Source organism: Shewanella sp. ECSMB14101 (genome assembly GCF_000773485.1).
Classification (GTDB): domain Bacteria; phylum Pseudomonadota; class Gammaproteobacteria; order Enterobacterales; family Shewanellaceae; genus Shewanella; species Shewanella marisflavi.
In genome coordinates, this window is the sequence record NZ_JSFF01000002.1 from 241,501 (window position 1) to 258,737 (window position 17,237).

The window sequence follows — 17,237 nt, forward strand, 5'->3', positions numbered from 1 at the left end:
AGAGATAGAATCATCTTAATTGCTGTTTCTATTTTGCTTTATAATAAAGCAATTTTCTTCTAAGAGCCATGAGGTGCCCTTGTCAGATCCAAGATTTCTTGCCCTTAATTCATGGATAGCGCGAACTTTAGGCGATGATGCTCAGGTCGCATTGATTTCCGGGGATGCCAGTTTTCGTCGCTATTTTCGCGTCCAATTACCCAAGCAAAGTTTTATCGCCATGGATTCCCCGCCGGATCTGGTGCCCGTTGCCCCTTTTATTGCCTTAGCCAACGCCTATCAAGCGCGTGGGATTAAGGCGCCTGAGGTGAAGGCCGCCGAACTTTCCCAAGGCTTTTTACTGCTCTCCGACCTGGGGGACACTCAGCTGCTGGACGCATTGAATTCTGACAATGTGAGTCATTATTACGGTCGCGCTCTGGCCTTGCTGGATCAAGTGCTCACTATCACAGAGGCTGATGGCGAGTCGCTGCCCGATTATGACGACGAGTTTGTCCTGCGTGAGCTAAACATCTTCCTCGAATGGTTGGTTCAGCATCACCTAAGGCTAAACATAGATAATCAAGCGCGAGAGATGATAGATGAGTGCTTTGGGCTGCTTATCGACAATGTCGCCCTGCAACCCAAAGTGGGCATGCACAGGGACTACCATAGCCGTAATCTGATGTTGTGTGATGATGAGCTGGCGGTGATCGATTTTCAAGATGCGGTGATTGGCCCTATCACCTATGACGCCGTCTCTTTGCTGCGCGACTGTTATGTGCGCTGGCCTGACGAGGTGATTACTCCCTTGATTGCCCAGCACTATCAGCAGATGCGTACCCTGGGGTTAATCGAAGAAACGGTTTCGCTGAGTCAGTATCGTCGCTGGTTTGATCTAATGGGGATGCAGCGCCACCTTAAGGCGGCGGGGATATTTTGTCGTCTCAACTATCGCGACGCTAAGCCTGGCTATATGAAAGATATTCCACTGACGCTGAGTTATGTGCGCGATATCGGTGCCCAATATCCCGAGTTTACCCCTTTCATCACCTGGTTAGACACCCAAGTTATCCCCAAAATGGGAGCCATGTGATGAAGGCGATGATTCTTGCGGCGGGTCGAGGTGAGCGTTTACGCCCCTTAACCGATACCTTGCCCAAACCCTTGGTGGCGGTGGCCGATAAGCCATTGATTGTTTATCACATAGAGCGGCTCGCCGCCCTAGGAATAAATGAGATCGTTATAAATCATGCTTGGCTTGGGCATAAGTTAGAAGCGTATTTAGGCGATGGCAGCGCCTGGGGGGTTAGCATTCACTACAGCCCTGAGACTGAGGCGCTGGAGACGGGTGGCGGCATTAAGCGCGCGCTACCACTACTCGGTGATGAGCCTTTTCTGGTACTTAATGGTGATGTCTATATTGATAGCCTGCCTATGGTGAATGGTCAGCCTCTGACCCATGCCTTGGTGGCCGAGCTGATGCGTGAGCAAGAAGCCTATCTCTGGTTGGTGGATAATCCCGTGCAGCATCCTCAGGGGGATTTCGCCTTGGTTGCCGGTAAGGTGCAAGAGTCTGGTGAGCCCAAGTTGACCTTTTCCGGCATGGGGCTTTACCATCCGCGTTTGTTTGCGGGGGCTCCCGAGGGGCGTTTCGCCTTGGCGCCGCTGCTGCGGCAAAAGATGCAACAGGGTCTGATTGGGGGCGAGCATTACCCGCACCTGTGGTGCGACGTGGGCACCCCCGAGCGTTTTCATTTACTGGATAGTGAATTAAGGGCGGCACAATCAATGAGTAAGGTTTCTCGATGAAGATTTGGGGTAAATTTTTTGGTTTTGCCATCGGCTTTATGTTTGGCCGTATTATCGGCGGCATCATAGGGCTTTGGCTGGGGCATCTTTACGACAAGAAGCGCGGCCAGATAGAGCAGCTGATGGGCAAGAGCAGCGATCGTCAGGCGCTGTTCTTTAATACCGCTTTTGCGGTGATGGGGCATGTGGCCAAGGCCTCGGGTCAGGTGACCGAACACGATATTCGTTTGGCTACGGCCTTGATGGATCAGATGCGCCTATCAGGCGATGCAAGGCGCGAGGCCCAAGCGGCCTTTACTCAGGGTAAGGCGGCGGATTTCGATCTTAAGGCGTCGCTACGCACCTTCAGGCTGATCTCTATGGGGAGACGTGAGCTACTGCAGATGTTCCTGGAGATCCAGATCCAAACGGCACTGTCCGATGCCCAGCTAGACGCCAAAGAACATGCCATACTCTTAACCGTGGCGCAGGAGCTCGGATTTAGCCGCGAGCAACTGGACGACCTGTTAAAGCGTTGGCAGGCTGAGTTTAATTTTCAGCGCCAGGGCAAGCAGAAGACCTCCATTCACGATGCCTATGAGGTTCTGGGGCTGACAGAAGAGGCCTCAGATCAGACGGTTAAACGGGCCTATCGCAAGCTGATGAACGAGCACCATCCCGATAAGCTCGTGGCCAAGGGGTTACCGGCAGAGATGATGGAGTTGGCAAAGCAGAAGGCGCAAGATATTCAGGCGGCTTACGACAGAGTCAAACAAGAGCGCGCCCTGCGGTAATCACTGTCTACAAAAGGAGAGGGCGATGAAACCAGTATTGATGGTATTGATAGGATGTTTGGCGAGCTTGCTAACCGGAGCCGCCTCGGCGAAATCGGATATCTATATCGCCCCCTTTGGTGGTTACAGCTTTGGTACCAGCGAACTCGATGCCACAGACTTAGATACTAATGTCGAGGGCAGTATCGATATCGAGGCCGCGAGCCATTACGGTATCATGCTGGGGATGAAGACCCGCGATCCTGGTGATGTCTACTTTCTATACAGTCATCAGAGCACGGATATGCATGCCGCAGGGATGTTTACCCCCAATCGACTTGCAAGGCTGGAACTGAATTACCTGCATCTGGGTGGATCGCTCTATTTCCCCAGAGGCAATTGGCGCCCCTATGTAACAGTGAGTGCGGGGATGACTCAAATGCGGCCATCGGGAGACTATTCCGATGAGTCACGCTTTTCCATGGGCATAGGTGGCGGCGTCGAATACCTTTTTAGCGATAACTTCAGCCTATTTGCCGATGGCCGAGGCTATGCCACTTTTATTAACAGTGATAATGCACTGTTTTGTGATGCTAACCGCTGTATCTGGAATATCCGTGCCGATCTTATGTGGCAGGGACAGGTCAATGCGGGTTTTAAATACACTTTTTAGTCGCTGAAACAGAGAGGTCCTATGAAGCTCGTTGTACTCGATGGTTATACCCTCAACCCTGGCGATCTCGATTGGCAGCCACTGGCCGAGTTGGGAGAGTTTCATTGTTATGACCGAAGTTCGCCAGATGAGGTGTTGGCAAGGGCGCAAGGCGCGCGGGTGTTGCTGACTAATAAGACAGTGCTAAACCGAGAAACCCTAAAAGCCTTGCCAGAGCTTGAGTATATCGGCGTGCTCGCCACCGGCACCAACGTGGTGGATCTCGCCGCGGCCAGTGAGCTGGGGATTAAGGTCACCAATGTACCAGGTTATGGCCCTGATGCCGTGGCGCAAATGGTGTTTGCCCATATACTGCATCACACCCAACGCCTTGCGGATCATCATAACGCTGTGGTGTCTGGCGCTTGGTCCCAGTCGCCCGATTTCTGCTTTACCTTGGCGCCGCTTCAGTCACTTAAAGGAAAGGTGTTAGGGCTGGTAGGATTTGGGGATATCGGCGCTCAGGTGGCGACCATCGCCCTGGCATTTCAGATGCAGGTGCTGGTCAATACGCGCTCGCCTAAACAGGGCCTGCCTGATGGCGTGCGCTGGTGTGAGCGAGAAGAACTGTTTGCCGAGGCCGATATCATCTCCTTGCACTGCCCACTGACGAGTGATACCGAGCAATTAATTAACCGTGAGCGCCTTCTTGCGATGAAGCCAAGTGCCATCTTGATTAACACTGCGCGCGGTGGTCTGGTGGATGAACGGGCATTGGCTGATGCCTTGCGAGCTGGCGAGATCGCCGCCGCTGGCGTGGATGTCTTGTCGACTGAGCCGCCAAGTGATGATAATCCCTTGCTGAGCGCCGTCAATATCAGCATCAGCCCCCATAATGCCTGGGCCACACTTGAGGCTCGGCAGAACCTGCTGGCCATTGCGGTGGCAAATCTTAAGGGGTTTCTGGCGGGAAAACCTCAGCATCTGGTTAACTAACCGGGGTTTGATTTTAGGGCTTTGATTTTAGTGCTTTGATTCAGAGCAGAAAAATAACAAGGGCGCCAGTTGGCGCCCTTTGGCTTATGGCTGCAATTAATCCAGCAGCACTTCGACTTGGCCTGCGACATTAAGGGCCTTGTCGATGGCCTGGTCAACCGTTTCGCCGCGGGCGAGCCCTACGCCGAGACGACGGCGACCGTCGATATCTGGTTTGCCGAACAGTCTCAGTTGGGTGTCGGGCTCAATCAGTGCGTGTGCCATGCCGCGATAGGCGATGTTGTAGCTAGTGCCTTCGGCGAGAATAACCGCCGAAGCCGATGGGCCATGTTGGCTGATGTTGGCGATCGGCAGGCCTAAGATGGCGCGCACATGCAGGGCGAACTCAGATAGGTCTTGACTGATCAGGGTGACCAGACCGGTATCGTGAGGGCGGGGGGAAACTTCAGAGAAGTAAACCTCATCGCCTTTGATAAACAGCTCGACGCCAAACAGGCCATAGCCACCCAAGGCTTCGACCACCTTGCGACCAATCTCTTGCGCCTTGTCGAGAACCGCCGGGCTCATCGCCTGGGGTTGCCATGACTCGCGATAATCACCATCTTCCTGGCGATGACCAATCGGCTCACAGAAATGTATGCCATTAACTGCACTGACGGTGAGTAGGGTGATCTCATAATCGAAGGGCACGAAGCCTTCGACAATCACTTTACCGCCACCGGCGCGGCCGCCTTCCTGGGCATATTGCCAGGCCTTTAAGATCTGATCCTGGCTGCGGATAACGCTTTGTCCCTTGCCCGATGAACTCATGACAGGCTTGACCACGCAAGGCAGGCCTATGTTAGCCACCGCCTGTTCAAATTCCCCTTGGGTATCGCAGAAGAAGTAGGGTGAGGTGGGCAGTTCCAAGGTCTCGGCGGCGAGGCGGCGGATCCCTTCACGATCCATGGTGAGTTGGGTCGCTTTCGCCGTGGGGACCACATTAAGTCCTTCGGCTTCCATCTCGACCAAGGTTTGGGTGGCGATCGCCTCAATTTCTGGGATCACCAGATGGGGCTTCTCTTGCTCTATGATGGCGCGTAGTGCTGCGCCATCGAGCATATTGATCACATGGAATCTGTGGCTGACCTGCATGGCCGGTGCGTTGGGGTAGCGGTCGACGCCGATCACTTCAACGCCCAGACGTTGCAGTTCGATGGCAACTTCTTTGCCGAGTTCGCCACATCCAAGCAGCATGGCGCGCACGGCGCCTTTTGAATAGGGGGTGCCTATCATAGTGTGGGTACCTTTTGATGATGAGAGGGTCTCTGTCGGACCTGCTTCAATTATTTGGCGATTATCTTACCCTGACAAGGAGGAGATTGAGATCTTTTCCGCCAACAAGTGTGTAGTGGATCAAGATTATTCATCCAATTAGAAAAGAAATATCAGCAGTTTATGTCTAGTATAAATACAGCGAGCTTGAAGGTGTCCTAGTGATATCTATGGTGAGGTCGACTAGCTCTGCCGTTTCAGGGAATCAATAATATTAAGGAGTGGGCCGTGTTTCTGGATTACTTTGCTTTAGGCGTCATTATTTTTGTGGCTGTCTTTCTGTTTTATGGGGTGATCGTGATCCACGACATTCCCTATGAGATCGCAAAGAAGCGCAATCATCCTCAGCAAGATGCACTGCATGTTGCCGGTTGGGTCAGCCTCTTTACCCTGCATGCCATCTGGCCCTTGCTGTGGATTTGGGCGACTCTGTATCGAGAAGACAGAGGTTGGGGCTTTAATCAGGTGGTAAAGCGTGAGATTGAGCTGGAAGATGAGGTTAAACTGCTCAATCAGACCATAGCCAAGCTTGAACAGCGTCTAAGCGCGGTAGAGGGCGGACAAAGCCCACAGCATGTGGAAAAGCCAAGCGCTGCTGAAGAGCAAGAGAAGGAGTCTTAATATGGATCTGCTACTCATTCTTACCTATACCGCCATCTGTATCGCCATCTTTAAAATCTTCAAGATCCCCTTGAATAAGTGGACAGTACCCACGGCAATATTGGGAGGAATAGTGCTGGTTGGCGCTCTGGTGCTCTTGATGAACTATAACCATCCCTATACTCCCCATGCGCGCCACGTGTTTGCCACTGTACCTATCAGCCCAGCGGTGCGCGGTTTAGTGCTTTCTGTTGAAGCCAAACCCAATGTGCCGCTCAAAAAGGGAGATGTGCTGTTTCGTATCGACCCTAAACCTTTCGAGGCTGTGGTGATGCAAAAGCGGGCTGCGCTGGTAGCGGCAGAGCTTGAGGTGCCTCAATTGGAGGCCGCCTGGCAGACAGCTAAGGCGAGCGTCGAGCGAGCCATGGCAGACCGAGATCGCACCAAGTCGGCGTTTGAGCGTTACGAGAAAGGCCGTAAGCGTGGTGGGGCTAACTCTCCCTTTACCGAGTTGGAATTGGATAACAAACGTCAGCTCTATATGGCCTCCGAGGCTCAGTTAACTGCCGCACGCTCCGAAGAGCTGAGGGTAAGGCTCGCCTATGAATCCAATGTCGATGGCGTCAATACTAAGGTCGCCGGGCTTAGAGCCGAATTGGATAAAGCCGTCTACGACTTGGAACATACCATAGTCAGGGCCCCCGCCGACGGCATCGTCACTCAGATGGCGCTGCGCCCAGGGATCATTGCCGTGCCTATGCCGCTGCGATCACTGGTGAGTTTTATTCCCGATGAGGAGCGCTATTTTGCCGGTGCCTTCTGGCAAAACTCTCTGCTGCGTCTCAAGGAGGGTGATGAAGCTGAGATGATCTTAGATGCCGCGCCGGGTCAGGTGTTCAAAGGCCGTGTTGCTAAGGTGCTACCCGCCATGGCAGAGGGTGAGATACAGTCGCAAGGCTCTCTGGTCTCCTCTATGGCGCTGCTTCCCAGAGGCCGCACCATAGTCCTTATCGAACTCGATGATCATGAGGCCAAGCGAAACTTTCCCGCCGGGGTATCGGGTCAGGTGGCCGTCTATACAGAGCATTTCTCTCATGTGGCCGTGATGCGTAAAGTGTTGCTGCGCATGCAAGGCTGGTTAAACTATCTGTTTCACTAGTCATAGCCTTGAAACATTAAAGCCCGCGATGCGGGCCTTATTTTTTTGGGAGTTAGTCAGCAAGTGGGTGGTTACTTGTTGTTGACCAGATCGTTGACTGTATCGGCAACCTGCTGCGCGCCGTGGCGTATGTCATCAATCAAGCGTTGAGTCGTTGCCAGTTGTTGGTTGGACTGGGAAACCTTCTCCTGAATCGATTGCATTCCCCTTTCTGAAACCTGAGTTAGCTGGCTGTTACGCGCCACGATATGCTCGATATCCTGAGTGGCATTGGAGGTATTGGCGGCGAGGGTTCTCACCTCATCGGCCACCACGGCGAAGCCACGACCCTGGTCTCCGGCGCGGGCCGCTTCAATGGCCGCGTTGAGAGCGAGTAGGTTGGTTTGATCGGCAACCTTGGCAATAGTGTGCACGATTTGGCTGATCTGCTGTGACTGCTGTGCCAGTTCGGCCATGAGCTGAGTGGCCTCAGATACGGCGCTATCAATATCGTTGGCCAGGTTGGTGGCTGCGTTGAGCATCGTCGCCCCTTGTCCTGCAATATCGACAGTTTCTAGGGCACTTTGATGAGCAAGTTGTGAAGCCTCATGCACCGCCTGCTGATCAATGATGCGAGGGGTGATGTCACTGGCCAGTTTGACAACGCGAACAACCTTTCCGGCATCGTCGAACACCGGGTTATAGGTTGCCTCTAACCAGATGGGCTGGCCCTGCTTGGTGATACGCTCGAACATCCCAGATTCAAATTGCCCCTTGGCCAAGTTTTGCCAGAAATGGGGGTGATCGCGCAAGAAGGTCTCGGTACAAAAGAGACGATGATGTTGTCCCTTAAGCTCTTTCAGGCTATAGCCCATGGCGCTGCAGAAGTTAGCGTTGGCATCGATGATCTCCCCTTGGGGGGTAAATTCGATATAGGCCAAAGACTTATTTAGTGCATTGAAAATCGCTTCTTGTTGTTCGGCCAGGTGTTTCTTCTGGGTTACATCGCTGGCTATTTTGATCACCTTAGTGATGCGCCCAGTGTCATCGGGAACGGGCACATAGGTGGCCTCTATCCAGATAGTTGAGCCATCTTTATGTTGGCGCTGAAAGGTGCCGTGATTCGCCTGGCCTCTGGCGAGGTTTTGCCAAAAGTTGCGGTAGGCAGCGCTACCTGCAAGTGATGGACTGCACAGGCGGCTATGATGTTGCCCTTGGATTTCGTCCAGAGAATAGCCGATAACCGACAGAAATTGTTCATTGGCGGTCAGTATCTTACCGTCAATGGTAAATTCGATGTAGGGGGCGCTGCGTCGTATTGCCTTTAACATTTGGCTTTCATCGCACAGGGCTTGATACTTCTGTGCCTGTAGTTTATCTGTTTTGGTACGATTGAAACCAAACATCTGGGTATACCTTTATCGATTAGGTGAAACGCAAAGAGAAAACGATCTCAGGTGACTGAATCGTTATCCATTATCTTAGGGCTCTCGCGTGTATTGATGCCCTTGATTACGCGCATGAGTCTAATAGCTTAATAGTAGTTAATAGACGCAACAATTAGGCAGACATATTGATACGCAGGGAGTGACTTTTTGGATCAGTGTGACCTACTAATAATATCCCTTGCCAGGTCGGCGTGATTGAATTTGCCTTAAGAGTGGGGTATCAATAGGCTACATCCAGGCCTAAGCGACTTGGAGACGACACTTTTCTTAAGGACTTCTATGCAAGATATCAGGGATCTTACTGCTGTACTGCGCTCCAACACTCCGATAGTCGTGATTGAAACCTATGAAGAGCACCGGGTGATCGACCTGCTTAAACGGGTATCGAGCATCTTGTATCAACCGCTGTTTACCTGGAGTATTACCCAGGGCCTCACTCGCGCCGACGTAAAGATGGGCACCCAGAAGTTCAACACAGATCCTGGGGAGATCTTAGGCCAGATAAAGTCGACCAGTCAGCAGGGGATCTATGTGTTGTGCGACTTTCATCCTTTTGTGGAAAACGCCCCTAAGAATGTGCGTCTGTTAAAAGAGATCGCCCTCGAATACGAGGCACTGAAACATACGATTGTGCTGGTGAGTCATGCCTTCGATATTCCGCCTGAAATTAAACGCTATTGTGCCCATTTCTCTCTTTCACTGCCCAATCCCGCCCAACTAGAAAACCTTATCTATGAGCAGATAGACAAGGCGCGTAGCGACGGCTTATTACAGAGTGTCGATGAGGAGGCGGTGGCTAAACTGGCGGACAACCTCAGAGGGCTGACCTTCGACGATGCACGGCGCCTAGCCCATAAGGCGATAGTCGATGACGGAGCGATCACCCACTCGGATGTGGATAGAATTAATCAAGGCAAGTTTAAGCTGCTGGATATGGAGGGAGTGTTGCAGTTTGAGTATGACACCAGTGACTTCTCTCAGGTGGCGGGCTTACACAACCTCAAGAAGTGGCTTTCTCAGCGCAGTCCCGCCTCAAGTGGTGAGCCAGACGTCGAGCATCCAAAAGGGATCTTACTGCTTGGTGTACAAGGCAGCGGTAAGAGTCTGGCGGCTAAGGCCGTGGTTGGCATGTGGCAACGTCCTCTGCTGCGTATGGATATGTCGGCCCTTTATAATAAATATATCGGTGAGACTGAGAAGAATCTGCGCAACGCCTTGGCGCTTGCCGATCTGATGGCGCCTTGTGTGCTGTGGATCGATGAGATCGAAAAGGGGCTGAGCAGTGGTAGCAGCGACGATGGCACCTCTAAGCGGATCCTCGGGGCGCTGCTGACCTGGATGGCCGAGCGGCAGTCAGAGGTTTTCTTAGTCGCAACGGCCAACGATATCAGTGCCTTGCCACCAGAGCTGATGCGCAAGGGACGAATGGATGAGATCTTCTTTGTGGATCTGCCAGACGACAAGGTGCGTCAGGCGATCTTCTTGATTCATCTGCAGCGCAGGGGGCTGGATCCCCTCTGTTTCGATCTGGCCAAATTGGCTCAGGCGAGTCAGGGCTTTTCGGGGGCAGAAATAGAGCAGGCGGTTATCTCGGCGCGTTACACGGCAAGGGCACTGGAGCAAGTGGTGTCTCAGGAACTCTTGGCTAATGAATTGATGAAGACGCGACCGCTCTCAGTCGTGATGCGTGAAAAATTAAATGTCCTACGCCAGTGGGCCAATGGGCGTACGGTGAACGCCCATTAATCGCCTTGTGGACGATTAGCGAGGCTGTGGTGGGAACTGGGCGAGGATCTTGTTGACCGTCTCCCGAGTCTCTTTGGCCTTCTTTTCGCCGCCATCATCGAAGTCAAATGCGTCGCTGCCTCGCCATACTAGTTTGTTGCTGGCGCTGTCGACGATATCGATCTGGATGATCTGCATCTTGTTGCTGTCGCTGCCCATTGGCACACCCACACTGGTCCCTACGCTTACGCCGCCAGAGCTGCCCCAACTGCCGGTTCCCAGACCAATAGAGAGCCCGGAGCGCTTAGGCTTGTCTACTACCTTAAAGCCATAGGTCACCATAAATTGTGCTTGGTCGCTTGTCTGAACATAGCCACGTGCTGTGAGGTGTTCGACGATAGCGGTATCTATGCGTGAGGTGCTGAGCGGATCGCTAATATTGGCAGGCTTTTGCAGAGTAAATTGCTTCAAGTCATTAAAATTATATTTAATATCATAATCTTGAGTAGGTTTGCTGGCACAGGCGCTTAGCAGCAATGCCGCTAATGCAGGGATAATAAAGCGAAGTGAGGTCATAGGGTTCCCTAATGATGAAAAATTGATGCTATCAGCTTATTTACGCAAGAGATTTTAGTCTAACCTGATGAATAAAGTTTAGCCAGTGACTGTGAATTAGGTTATGTTTTAACTATAGGCTCATTTAGCGACCGCTTAAGTGGGCCATGGTCAGAGGTTCATAGATAACAGGTTCAAAAGGTAAAAGGTTGCGGCTATCCCTCATGGAACAGTTAGAGTTTTTCGAGATCCCAAGTCCCTGCATCGGTGTTTGTCAGACCGATGCCAGGGGCTATTGCAAGGGGTGTCTGCGCAGCAGAGAGGAGCGCTTTAATTGGCTGAACTTTTCCGATGCGCAAAAAAATGAGGTGATACGTCTGTGTAAACAGCGTCATCGTCGTCGCCGTCTGGCGCTGTTAAAGGCTAAGAAAACCGCCATCTTAGAGGAGCGCGCCGCAGCGACCCAGTCGCTGGACTTTGACATCGAATAAGGGGCTTATCTTACTGGGTTTTGTGCTTGAATTTAGCGCTACTCACCCTCGGCCAGATCAGGGTAAAGATGGTTTCTCCCGGTCGGCTCTGTAGTGTTACCTGTCCACTGTGTCTATGCATGATGCGTTTGATGATGGCCAGTCCCAGGCCGTGACCCTTGTTGCCATTTTGCACCACCTTGCTGCGATAGAAGGGCTCAAAGATCTTTTGTTGATCTTCCTCTGCGATTCCTGGTCCATCATCAATCACCTTAAGTTGTACCGACTTGTGATCTTGGCTAATAGCGATAGTGATCTCACTGGTGGCGAAGCGCTGGGCATTAATGATCAGGTTTTGCAGGGCGCGCTCTACCAGGGACGGGTCGCCCATCACCTTAAGCTCAGGCGTCTGAGCATTAAAATGGATCGCTATTTCGTGGTTGTTTTGTAACCGGCTGATGGTTTGCTGGGTAAGCTTGGTCAGCTCACAACATTCAAATTCCAGATCCTGTGGTTGAGATTCCAGGCTGGCGTAGGTAAGCAGCTCTTGCAGCAGGGTCTCCATCTCTTTTACATCTTGCTGCATCTCGTCGAGAAACGCCTGACGCCGGTCGGGATCCGAATCTGGCGCGCAATACTGGGGTACTAGAGCCAGGGCAAATTTAAGTCGCGCCAAGGGAGTGCGGATCTCATGGGAGACGGCATTAGAGAGGTGCTTTTGGTTTTCGATCAGGGCGCTGATATGCCTTGCCATCTCATTAAAGGTACTGGCCAGGGGTTGTACCTGTGAGCGGTTCGACAGTTGTATTTGGGTATCCCATTTAGCCTGACCAAACTCCTTGGTCGCCAGTCGCAGCGTCTTGAGATCCCGGGACAGTGGCCAGACCCAGATCAGTGCTACCAGGGCGAGGGACAGGTAGAAGAGCAGGGTAAACAGGCCGCGTAGCTGCTCTCTGGGATCTATCTCTATGGGACCGGCCATTAAGATCTGTTGATCATCGACCCTGATAAAATGCAACTCATGCTCCTCATCGGGAGCGGTGACCAGTACGCTATCTTTGCTGAGAAGCTTGCTTTCATTCATGGCGACCTGCTGACGGGGCAGTAGCCTTAGGGGGTAGCTTTCTTGTGTCGAGAGTTGTTGCAGGAAGGCTTCTCTCTGCCCTATGGGTAGCTTGCCGATCAGCTGCGCCAAAGCGATCAGCGGCGCATCTTGTGCACCGCTGTCATCGACATTGTTTTGCCAAATACTGTCGAGTGTCCAGCCTATGCCGAGGAAACTGAGGCTCAGTAATAGGTATAGGCTGATGAAGAGTCGTTTCAACGCTGCTCCGCTAGTTGTTCCAGGCTTCTGGGGCGAACAGGTATCCTTGACCCCATACCGTCTTAATTCTAAACGGGGTTTCGATATTGTCACCTAACTTCTTACGCAACCTAGAGATGCGCACATCGATCTTTCTGTCTTTGCCGTCGAAATCGATATTGAGCAGATACTGATAGATATATTGACGGCTCAATACTTGTCCCGCTTGAGAGGCCAGCAACCATAGGAGTTCAAACTCATGGCTGGTCAGATCCACTTCAAGATCGCCCAGACGAATCGCCTGAGTGTGCGGATCTATGCTGAGTTTACCAAAGCTGAGGCAGTGAGATTCTGCCTGTGGCGGCTTAGCATTGCGGCGCAGTAGATTGTTGATACGGGCAATAAGCAGTGCGGGATCGACAGGTTTAACGACATAGTCATCCGCCCCGAGTTCCAGTCCCTTGATCTGATCTTCATTCGAGCCTAGAGCGCTCATTAAGAGGATTGGGCCGGCGAAGTAGTCGGGCAGCTTTTCGCATAAGGTAAGGCCATCCATCCCTGGTAGCATGATATCGAGCAAGATGATATCTGGTTTATAGTTGATCAGTCGGGTCAATACGGTATCCCCGCGACGCTCAACTTCAACATGCATTCCATGCGACTTTAAATAATCCACAATCAGATTTGCCAGACGAATATCGTCTTCGACGAGCAAGACTCTATGGGTCGATTGAGATTCGGTCATTAGAATAGACTCCAGGGGTTGCGATAACGACGCCTCACTTGAGGGGTCGAAGTGGGGGTAACTTTTAGTTTCACGCCAGCCAATGTCTGATGGCTTTGTTTGTCTATCATGACAAATTGAATATCGTGTTGTGTCTTCACCTTGACGGTGAGCGAGTGAGTATTAGGCGAGTCCGCGCACCATTTCTCCAGTGCATTGTGATCCGACATGATACAAACCACCTGAGGATAGGGGGTCTCCCAGCTCAACACTAACTCGATTTCACAGCTTTGTTCGACATCGGCCGTGATGCAAAATTGGGGTGACAAAGACAAGCTGGCCGCGGACTCTTGGCCCATGGCATAGGTGATATTGCACAGCAATAAGATAACAAGAATTGCCTGTATCAGCTTGAAAGTCATTGAAAAAACTTACCTTAAAATCTATAGGCAGCGCCGATAAAGTAAGTGCTAGAGTGATCTTCATTGACGAGCGGACTGGCGGTTATTGCGTCGGCCAGATCTGTGTAGCGAACCAGAAAGAGTAACTCCCAGTGTTCATTCATCATATATTGTGTCGTCAATTCTAATCCTAAATTAGTGCCTGAACTGGCTTGATACTGTTCGCTCCAATACTCATTTTCGCTGAAGCGTACGCCGTAATAGTAGTCGATGATCTCTTTGCTCTTCCAGTTAGCGGTAGCAGAAAGCTCAAAGATCCAGTCATCTAAGGTCATGTTGTAGAGCCATTTTAATTTGCCCTCCATGCCTGAATGTACATCGAAAAGATCATGTGCCACAGCGATATTGATTATACCCACTGGTGTGTAAATAAATGCTTCTGCTCCGCCAAGAAGTGTAAATTTCCTGTCTTCTAGCTCATTAAATACAGGCTCAGACTCTGTACCTAGGGGGACGCGACGTGAGGGGAACCCCGAAGAAGGTGAAGTGAGCTGACTATTACCTGAGATAAAGATATTCGAAGGATCCCAGCGATAGAAATAAGCGCTGTCGCTGCTAAAGCTAGTGCTCAAGTTGAGGCTGAAATGCTCTTTATCGGCCAGGGTATACCCCAGGTTGCCGTTATCGAAAAACCACTTTTCACCATAATAGGCCAGGGTCGGTGCTAAATAGATGGGGATGTCATCATAGTCGCGGATCGGATTGGAGCGTTCGCCATAGCCAAGCGCCAGGCCAAACTGCCATTTTCCTATCTCAATACAGTCATCATCTGAAAGACAAGCTTGCTGCTCATCAGCCAAAGCGGTAGATGAGAGTAAGAGTATGGTTACTAGGCTTGTCAGCAACTTGTTTATCATGGTGATTGATACACTATAAGTCAGGTCAATACAGGGTCTGAGCAAAAGATTACCATTTACGTCATATATGCACAGTTTTTTCGGCATTCATGATGCAAAATGATACAGCTTCAGGGCTTGTGTTGGATAAGGTTTGGCGGGTTGTTATCCGTGCTTCTTGTTTGGGTGAACACTTCTAGCTATAGAGTTTACTCACTTGTTGCAACTGCCTTTGCTGCTCTGTGTATTCACCACCTCTGGGTAGGGCTAGCCCTACGGTGCGCTTAAGCTGTAGATCGCCAATGGCTTTATAGATGATGTTGTTTTGCTCCATCAGCACTGGGAGAGCAGGAACCAAGGCGATGCCGACACCTGCCGCTACCAGGCCGACTGCGTATTCCACGGTTTGGATACGGGCGCGGATCTGCATCTTAATGCCCTCTAAATCCATCAACTGCTGCAGATCGGCCAGAGCCTCACAGGGGGCGCGGTGGATAAAGGGCTGACCACTGAGATCTTGCAGGCGTATCTCTTTTTTCAGCGCCAGGCTCATGGCTGAAGGGATAGCCAGAAGATAGTCATCGTGCCAAATGGGCTGGAACGCCTCATCGGATTTTAACTGGCTGGTAGTGATGATACGTGCATCACAGGCTTCGTTGGCCTCAACCAGGGTGAGCTCCATATCATGGCAGGCCTGGGTAAAGTCTTTGAGCAGCATGCTCATCCGCTGTACCCCTAATGAGTTGATCAACCCAAGTTTAAAAGGTTGGCGTTGCTCCGGTGTGTTAAACAGCGACTGAATGGCCTTAGATTCGTTCAGTAGCTTTTGCGCCAAAGGATAGAGGCGCTCGGCCGACTCCGTTGGGCTGACGCCCTTACCATGTCGCTGAAAAAGCTGAGTATTGAGTTTACTTTCTAGCTGGCTGATGGCCGATGATATCGATGGCTGGGCAATGTAGCACTGTTTGGCGGCGGCGCTGATGGTGCCCTTATCATATACGGCGACAAAGTAACTCAGGGCTCTCAGGTTCATATTAGGCTCTTTAATTTACCTTTACGTAAGGTATAGAAAATAACTATAGAAGCTAAACAAAAAGAATATTTTTTATAAGGGTAAATTATGCCTATGCTAGTCGAATTAGCAAGTGATGAATTAGTCGTCAGTTGCGATCACAACAATAACGACAGCAAGGAACAGACTCATGGCTCGAGTGAAATTTGATTGGCAAGATCCACTGCAATTTGATGCGCTGCTTAGCGAAGATGAACGCATGATCCGTGAAATGGTGCACGACTATGCGCAAGAGAAGTTGATGACCCGGGTATTGATGGCCAATCGCAATGAGCATTTTGACCGTGAGATCATGAATGAACTGGGTGAGCTGGGACTCCTGGGAGCAACCCTGCCCGAGGCTTACGGCTGCGCCAATGCTAACTATGTGAGCTATGGGCTGGTCGCCCGTGAGATTGAGCGGGTCGACAGCGGTTATCGTAGCGCCATGAGCGTGCAGTCTTCCCTGGTGATGCACCCTATCTATACCTATGGCAGCGAGGCCCAGCGCCAGAAATACCTACCTAAGTTGGCGACCGGCGAGTGGGTGGGCTGTTTCGGCTTAACCGAGCCGGATGTGGGCTCTGATCCCGGTGGCATGAAGACCCGCGCCGAGCGTATTGACGGTGGCTATCGCCTTAATGGTGCCAAGATGTGGATCACTAACTCGCCCATCGCAGACGTGTTTGTGGTGTGGGCTAAGCTCGATGGTGTGATCCGTGGTTTCATCTTAGACAAGGGCATGAAGGGACTGAGCGCGCCTAAGATAGAGGGCAAGTTCAGCCTCAGGGCGTCGATCACCGGCGAGATAGTGATGGACAATGTCGAGGTGGGGGAAGAGGCGCTGCTGCCTAATGTCGAGGGATTAAAAGGGCCGTTTGGCTGTTTGAATAAGGCCCGCTACGGCATTGCCTGGGGCGCACTCGGCGCGGCCGAGTTCTGCTGGCACGCGGCGCGTCAATACAGCCTAGATCGCATTCAGTTTAATCGTCCTCTGGCGGCGACTCAGCTGATTCAGAAGAAACTGGCGGATATGCAAACCGAGATCACCACAGGTTTATTTGCCTGTCTGCAGGCGGGCCGCTTGATGGATCAGGATGCGCTGCCGGTAGAGGCTATCTCGCTTATCAAACGTAACTCCTGCGGCAAGGCGCTTGATATCGCTCGTACCTCCCGTGACATGCATGGCGGTAACGGCATTAGCGATGAGTACCACGTGATCCGTCATGTGATGAATCTCGAAGCGGTCAATACCTATGAGGGCACCCATGATATTCATGCTCTCATCTTGGGCCGTGCCCAGACAGGCATTCAGGCCTTCGAATAACCCTTTCCTTCATTCGGAGCGACGGTGTCGCTCCGCTTTCTCGTCGCAGCGGCCTAGTGAACGCCTGTGGTATGGGCTTTGTTGCGCCAAATTG

The 17,237-nt window shown here is 51.7% G+C and carries 18 protein-coding genes; 10 read left to right on the top strand and 8 right to left on the bottom strand.

What is annotated here, in order from left to right; all coding sequences use genetic code 11:
* The first annotated feature begins 73 nt into the window (after positions 1-73).
* The 5 genes from NY07_RS03500 to NY07_RS03520 are packed head-to-tail and all read left to right on the top strand — an operon-like array spanning position 74 to position 4,191.
* Positions 74-1,075, top strand: a complete 1,002-nt coding sequence (locus NY07_RS03500; RefSeq protein WP_052125468.1) for an aminoglycoside phosphotransferase family protein — start codon at positions 74-76, stop codon at positions 1,073-1,075.
* On the top strand, positions 1,075-1,791 hold the full coding sequence (gene murU / locus NY07_RS03505) for an N-acetylmuramate alpha-1-phosphate uridylyltransferase MurU (protein WP_033537966.1): 717 nt from the start codon (positions 1,075-1,077) through the stop codon (positions 1,789-1,791). Before NY07_RS03500 ends, murU begins: the two co-directional genes overlap by 1 nt.
* The gene (djlA, locus tag NY07_RS03510) at positions 1,788-2,564 is read left to right on the top strand and encodes a co-chaperone DjlA (protein WP_033537967.1); all 777 of its coding nucleotides are present in this window, start codon (positions 1,788-1,790) and stop codon (positions 2,562-2,564) included. The genes murU and djlA overlap by 4 nt, the downstream gene beginning before the upstream one ends.
* A gap of 25 nt (positions 2,565-2,589) precedes the next feature.
* On the top strand, positions 2,590-3,216 hold the full coding sequence (locus NY07_RS03515; RefSeq protein WP_033537968.1) for an outer membrane beta-barrel protein: 627 nt from the start codon (positions 2,590-2,592) through the stop codon (positions 3,214-3,216).
* Between the two features lie 21 nt (positions 3,217-3,237).
* Positions 3,238-4,191, top strand: a complete 954-nt coding sequence (locus NY07_RS03520; RefSeq protein ID WP_033537969.1) for a D-2-hydroxyacid dehydrogenase — start codon at positions 3,238-3,240, stop codon at positions 4,189-4,191.
* A 96-nt stretch (positions 4,192-4,287) separates the two neighbouring features.
* Here the strand turns inward: NY07_RS03520 and purT are convergent, their stop codons facing one another.
* Positions 4,288-5,466 (bottom strand): formate-dependent phosphoribosylglycinamide formyltransferase, encoded by a 1,179-nt coding sequence (gene purT / locus NY07_RS03525; RefSeq protein ID WP_033537970.1) that lies wholly within the window; start codon positions 5,464-5,466, stop codon positions 4,288-4,290.
* 267 nt (positions 5,467-5,733) lie between these two features.
* Here purT and NY07_RS03530 point away from each other — a divergent pair, with 267 nt between their 5' ends.
* Together NY07_RS03530 and NY07_RS03535 are read left to right on the top strand one after the other, a co-directional pair.
* Positions 5,734-6,126 (top strand): DUF3302 domain-containing protein, encoded by a 393-nt coding sequence (locus NY07_RS03530; protein WP_033537971.1) that lies wholly within the window; start codon positions 5,734-5,736, stop codon positions 6,124-6,126.
* A gap of 1 nt (position 6,127) precedes the next feature.
* On the top strand, positions 6,128-7,264 hold the full coding sequence (locus NY07_RS03535) for an HlyD family secretion protein (protein ID WP_033537972.1): 1,137 nt from the start codon (positions 6,128-6,130) through the stop codon (positions 7,262-7,264).
* Positions 7,265-7,335: 71 nt separating this feature from the next.
* Here NY07_RS03535 and NY07_RS03540 read toward each other — a convergent pair whose 3' ends face one another.
* Entirely contained in the window at positions 7,336-8,649 is a 1,314-nt protein-coding gene (locus tag NY07_RS03540) for a methyl-accepting chemotaxis protein (protein ID WP_033537973.1), read from the bottom strand.
* 321 nt (positions 8,650-8,970) lie between these two features.
* Between NY07_RS03540 and NY07_RS03545 the strand changes: the two genes are divergently transcribed.
* Complete coding sequence (locus NY07_RS03545) at positions 8,971-10,437, top strand: AAA family ATPase (protein ID WP_033537974.1); 1,467 nt, start codon at positions 8,971-8,973, stop codon at positions 10,435-10,437.
* A gap of 15 nt (positions 10,438-10,452) precedes the next feature.
* Here the strand turns inward: NY07_RS03545 and NY07_RS03550 are convergent, their stop codons facing one another.
* A complete protein-coding gene (locus NY07_RS03550) occupies positions 10,453-10,992 on the bottom strand; it encodes a DUF4136 domain-containing protein (RefSeq protein WP_033537975.1) in 540 nt (179 codons plus the stop codon).
* 203 nt (positions 10,993-11,195) lie between these two features.
* Between NY07_RS03550 and NY07_RS03555 the strand changes: the two genes are divergently transcribed.
* A complete protein-coding gene (locus tag NY07_RS03555; RefSeq protein WP_033537976.1) occupies positions 11,196-11,462 on the top strand; it encodes a DUF1289 domain-containing protein in 267 nt (88 codons plus the stop codon).
* A gap of 10 nt (positions 11,463-11,472) precedes the next feature.
* Here NY07_RS03555 and NY07_RS03560 read toward each other — a convergent pair whose 3' ends face one another.
* The 5 genes from NY07_RS03560 to NY07_RS03580 all read right to left on the bottom strand — a co-directional run bounded on the left by NY07_RS03560 (position 11,473) and on the right by NY07_RS03580 (position 15,798).
* Positions 11,473-12,765 carry a sensor histidine kinase gene (locus tag NY07_RS03560; RefSeq protein ID WP_033537977.1) on the bottom strand — a complete coding sequence of 431 codons (1,293 nt, stop codon included), beginning with the start codon at positions 12,763-12,765 and terminating at the stop codon, positions 11,473-11,475.
* 10 nt (positions 12,766-12,775) lie between these two features.
* A complete protein-coding gene (locus NY07_RS03565; protein ID WP_033537978.1) occupies positions 12,776-13,489 on the bottom strand; it encodes a response regulator in 714 nt (237 codons plus the stop codon).
* A complete protein-coding gene (locus NY07_RS03570) occupies positions 13,489-13,890 on the bottom strand; it encodes a DUF3019 domain-containing protein (RefSeq protein ID WP_052125469.1) in 402 nt (133 codons plus the stop codon). The genes NY07_RS03565 and NY07_RS03570 overlap by 1 nt, the downstream gene beginning before the upstream one ends.
* A gap of 14 nt (positions 13,891-13,904) precedes the next feature.
* Positions 13,905-14,786: a MipA/OmpV family protein gene (locus NY07_RS03575; RefSeq protein ID WP_033537979.1), complete on the bottom strand. Its 882-nt coding sequence runs from the start codon at positions 14,784-14,786 to the stop codon at positions 13,905-13,907.
* Between the two features lie 175 nt (positions 14,787-14,961).
* Positions 14,962-15,798: a LysR family transcriptional regulator gene (locus NY07_RS03580; protein ID WP_033537980.1), complete on the bottom strand. Its 837-nt coding sequence runs from the start codon at positions 15,796-15,798 to the stop codon at positions 14,962-14,964.
* A gap of 169 nt (positions 15,799-15,967) precedes the next feature.
* Here NY07_RS03580 and NY07_RS03585 point away from each other — a divergent pair, with 169 nt between their 5' ends.
* Positions 15,968-17,143 carry an acyl-CoA dehydrogenase gene (locus NY07_RS03585; protein ID WP_033537981.1) on the top strand — a complete coding sequence of 392 codons (1,176 nt, stop codon included), beginning with the start codon at positions 15,968-15,970 and terminating at the stop codon, positions 17,141-17,143.
* Positions 17,144-17,237 lie beyond the last annotated feature (94 nt).

Coding starts and splice junctions, on each gene's coding strand:
- murU (WP_033537966.1), top strand. CDS start 1,075: ATGAAGGCGATGATTCTTGCGGCGGGTCGAGGTGAGCGTTTACGCCCC.
- djlA (WP_033537967.1), top strand. CDS start 1,788: ATGAAGATTTGGGGTAAATTTTTTGGTTTTGCCATCGGCTTTATGTTT.
- NY07_RS03515 (WP_033537968.1), top strand. CDS start 2,590: ATGAAACCAGTATTGATGGTATTGATAGGATGTTTGGCGAGCTTGCTA.
- NY07_RS03520 (WP_033537969.1), top strand. CDS start 3,238: ATGAAGCTCGTTGTACTCGATGGTTATACCCTCAACCCTGGCGATCTC.
- purT (WP_033537970.1), bottom strand. CDS start 5,466: ATGATAGGCACCCCCTATTCAAAAGGCGCCGTGCGCGCCATGCTGCTT.
- NY07_RS03535 (WP_033537972.1), top strand. CDS start 6,128: ATGGATCTGCTACTCATTCTTACCTATACCGCCATCTGTATCGCCATC.
- NY07_RS03540 (WP_033537973.1), bottom strand. CDS start 8,649: ATGTTTGGTTTCAATCGTACCAAAACAGATAAACTACAGGCACAGAAG.
- NY07_RS03545 (WP_033537974.1), top strand. CDS start 8,971: ATGCAAGATATCAGGGATCTTACTGCTGTACTGCGCTCCAACACTCCG.
- NY07_RS03550 (WP_033537975.1), bottom strand. CDS start 10,992: ATGACCTCACTTCGCTTTATTATCCCTGCATTAGCGGCATTGCTGCTA.
- NY07_RS03555 (WP_033537976.1), top strand. CDS start 11,196: ATGGAACAGTTAGAGTTTTTCGAGATCCCAAGTCCCTGCATCGGTGTT.
- NY07_RS03565 (WP_033537978.1), bottom strand. CDS start 13,489: ATGACCGAATCTCAATCGACCCATAGAGTCTTGCTCGTCGAAGACGAT.
- NY07_RS03570 (WP_052125469.1), bottom strand. CDS start 13,890: ATGACTTTCAAGCTGATACAGGCAATTCTTGTTATCTTATTGCTGTGC.
- NY07_RS03575 (WP_033537979.1), bottom strand. CDS start 14,786: ATGATAAACAAGTTGCTGACAAGCCTAGTAACCATACTCTTACTCTCA.
- NY07_RS03580 (WP_033537980.1), bottom strand. CDS start 15,798: ATGAACCTGAGAGCCCTGAGTTACTTTGTCGCCGTATATGATAAGGGC.
- NY07_RS03585 (WP_033537981.1), top strand. CDS start 15,968: ATGGCTCGAGTGAAATTTGATTGGCAAGATCCACTGCAATTTGATGCG.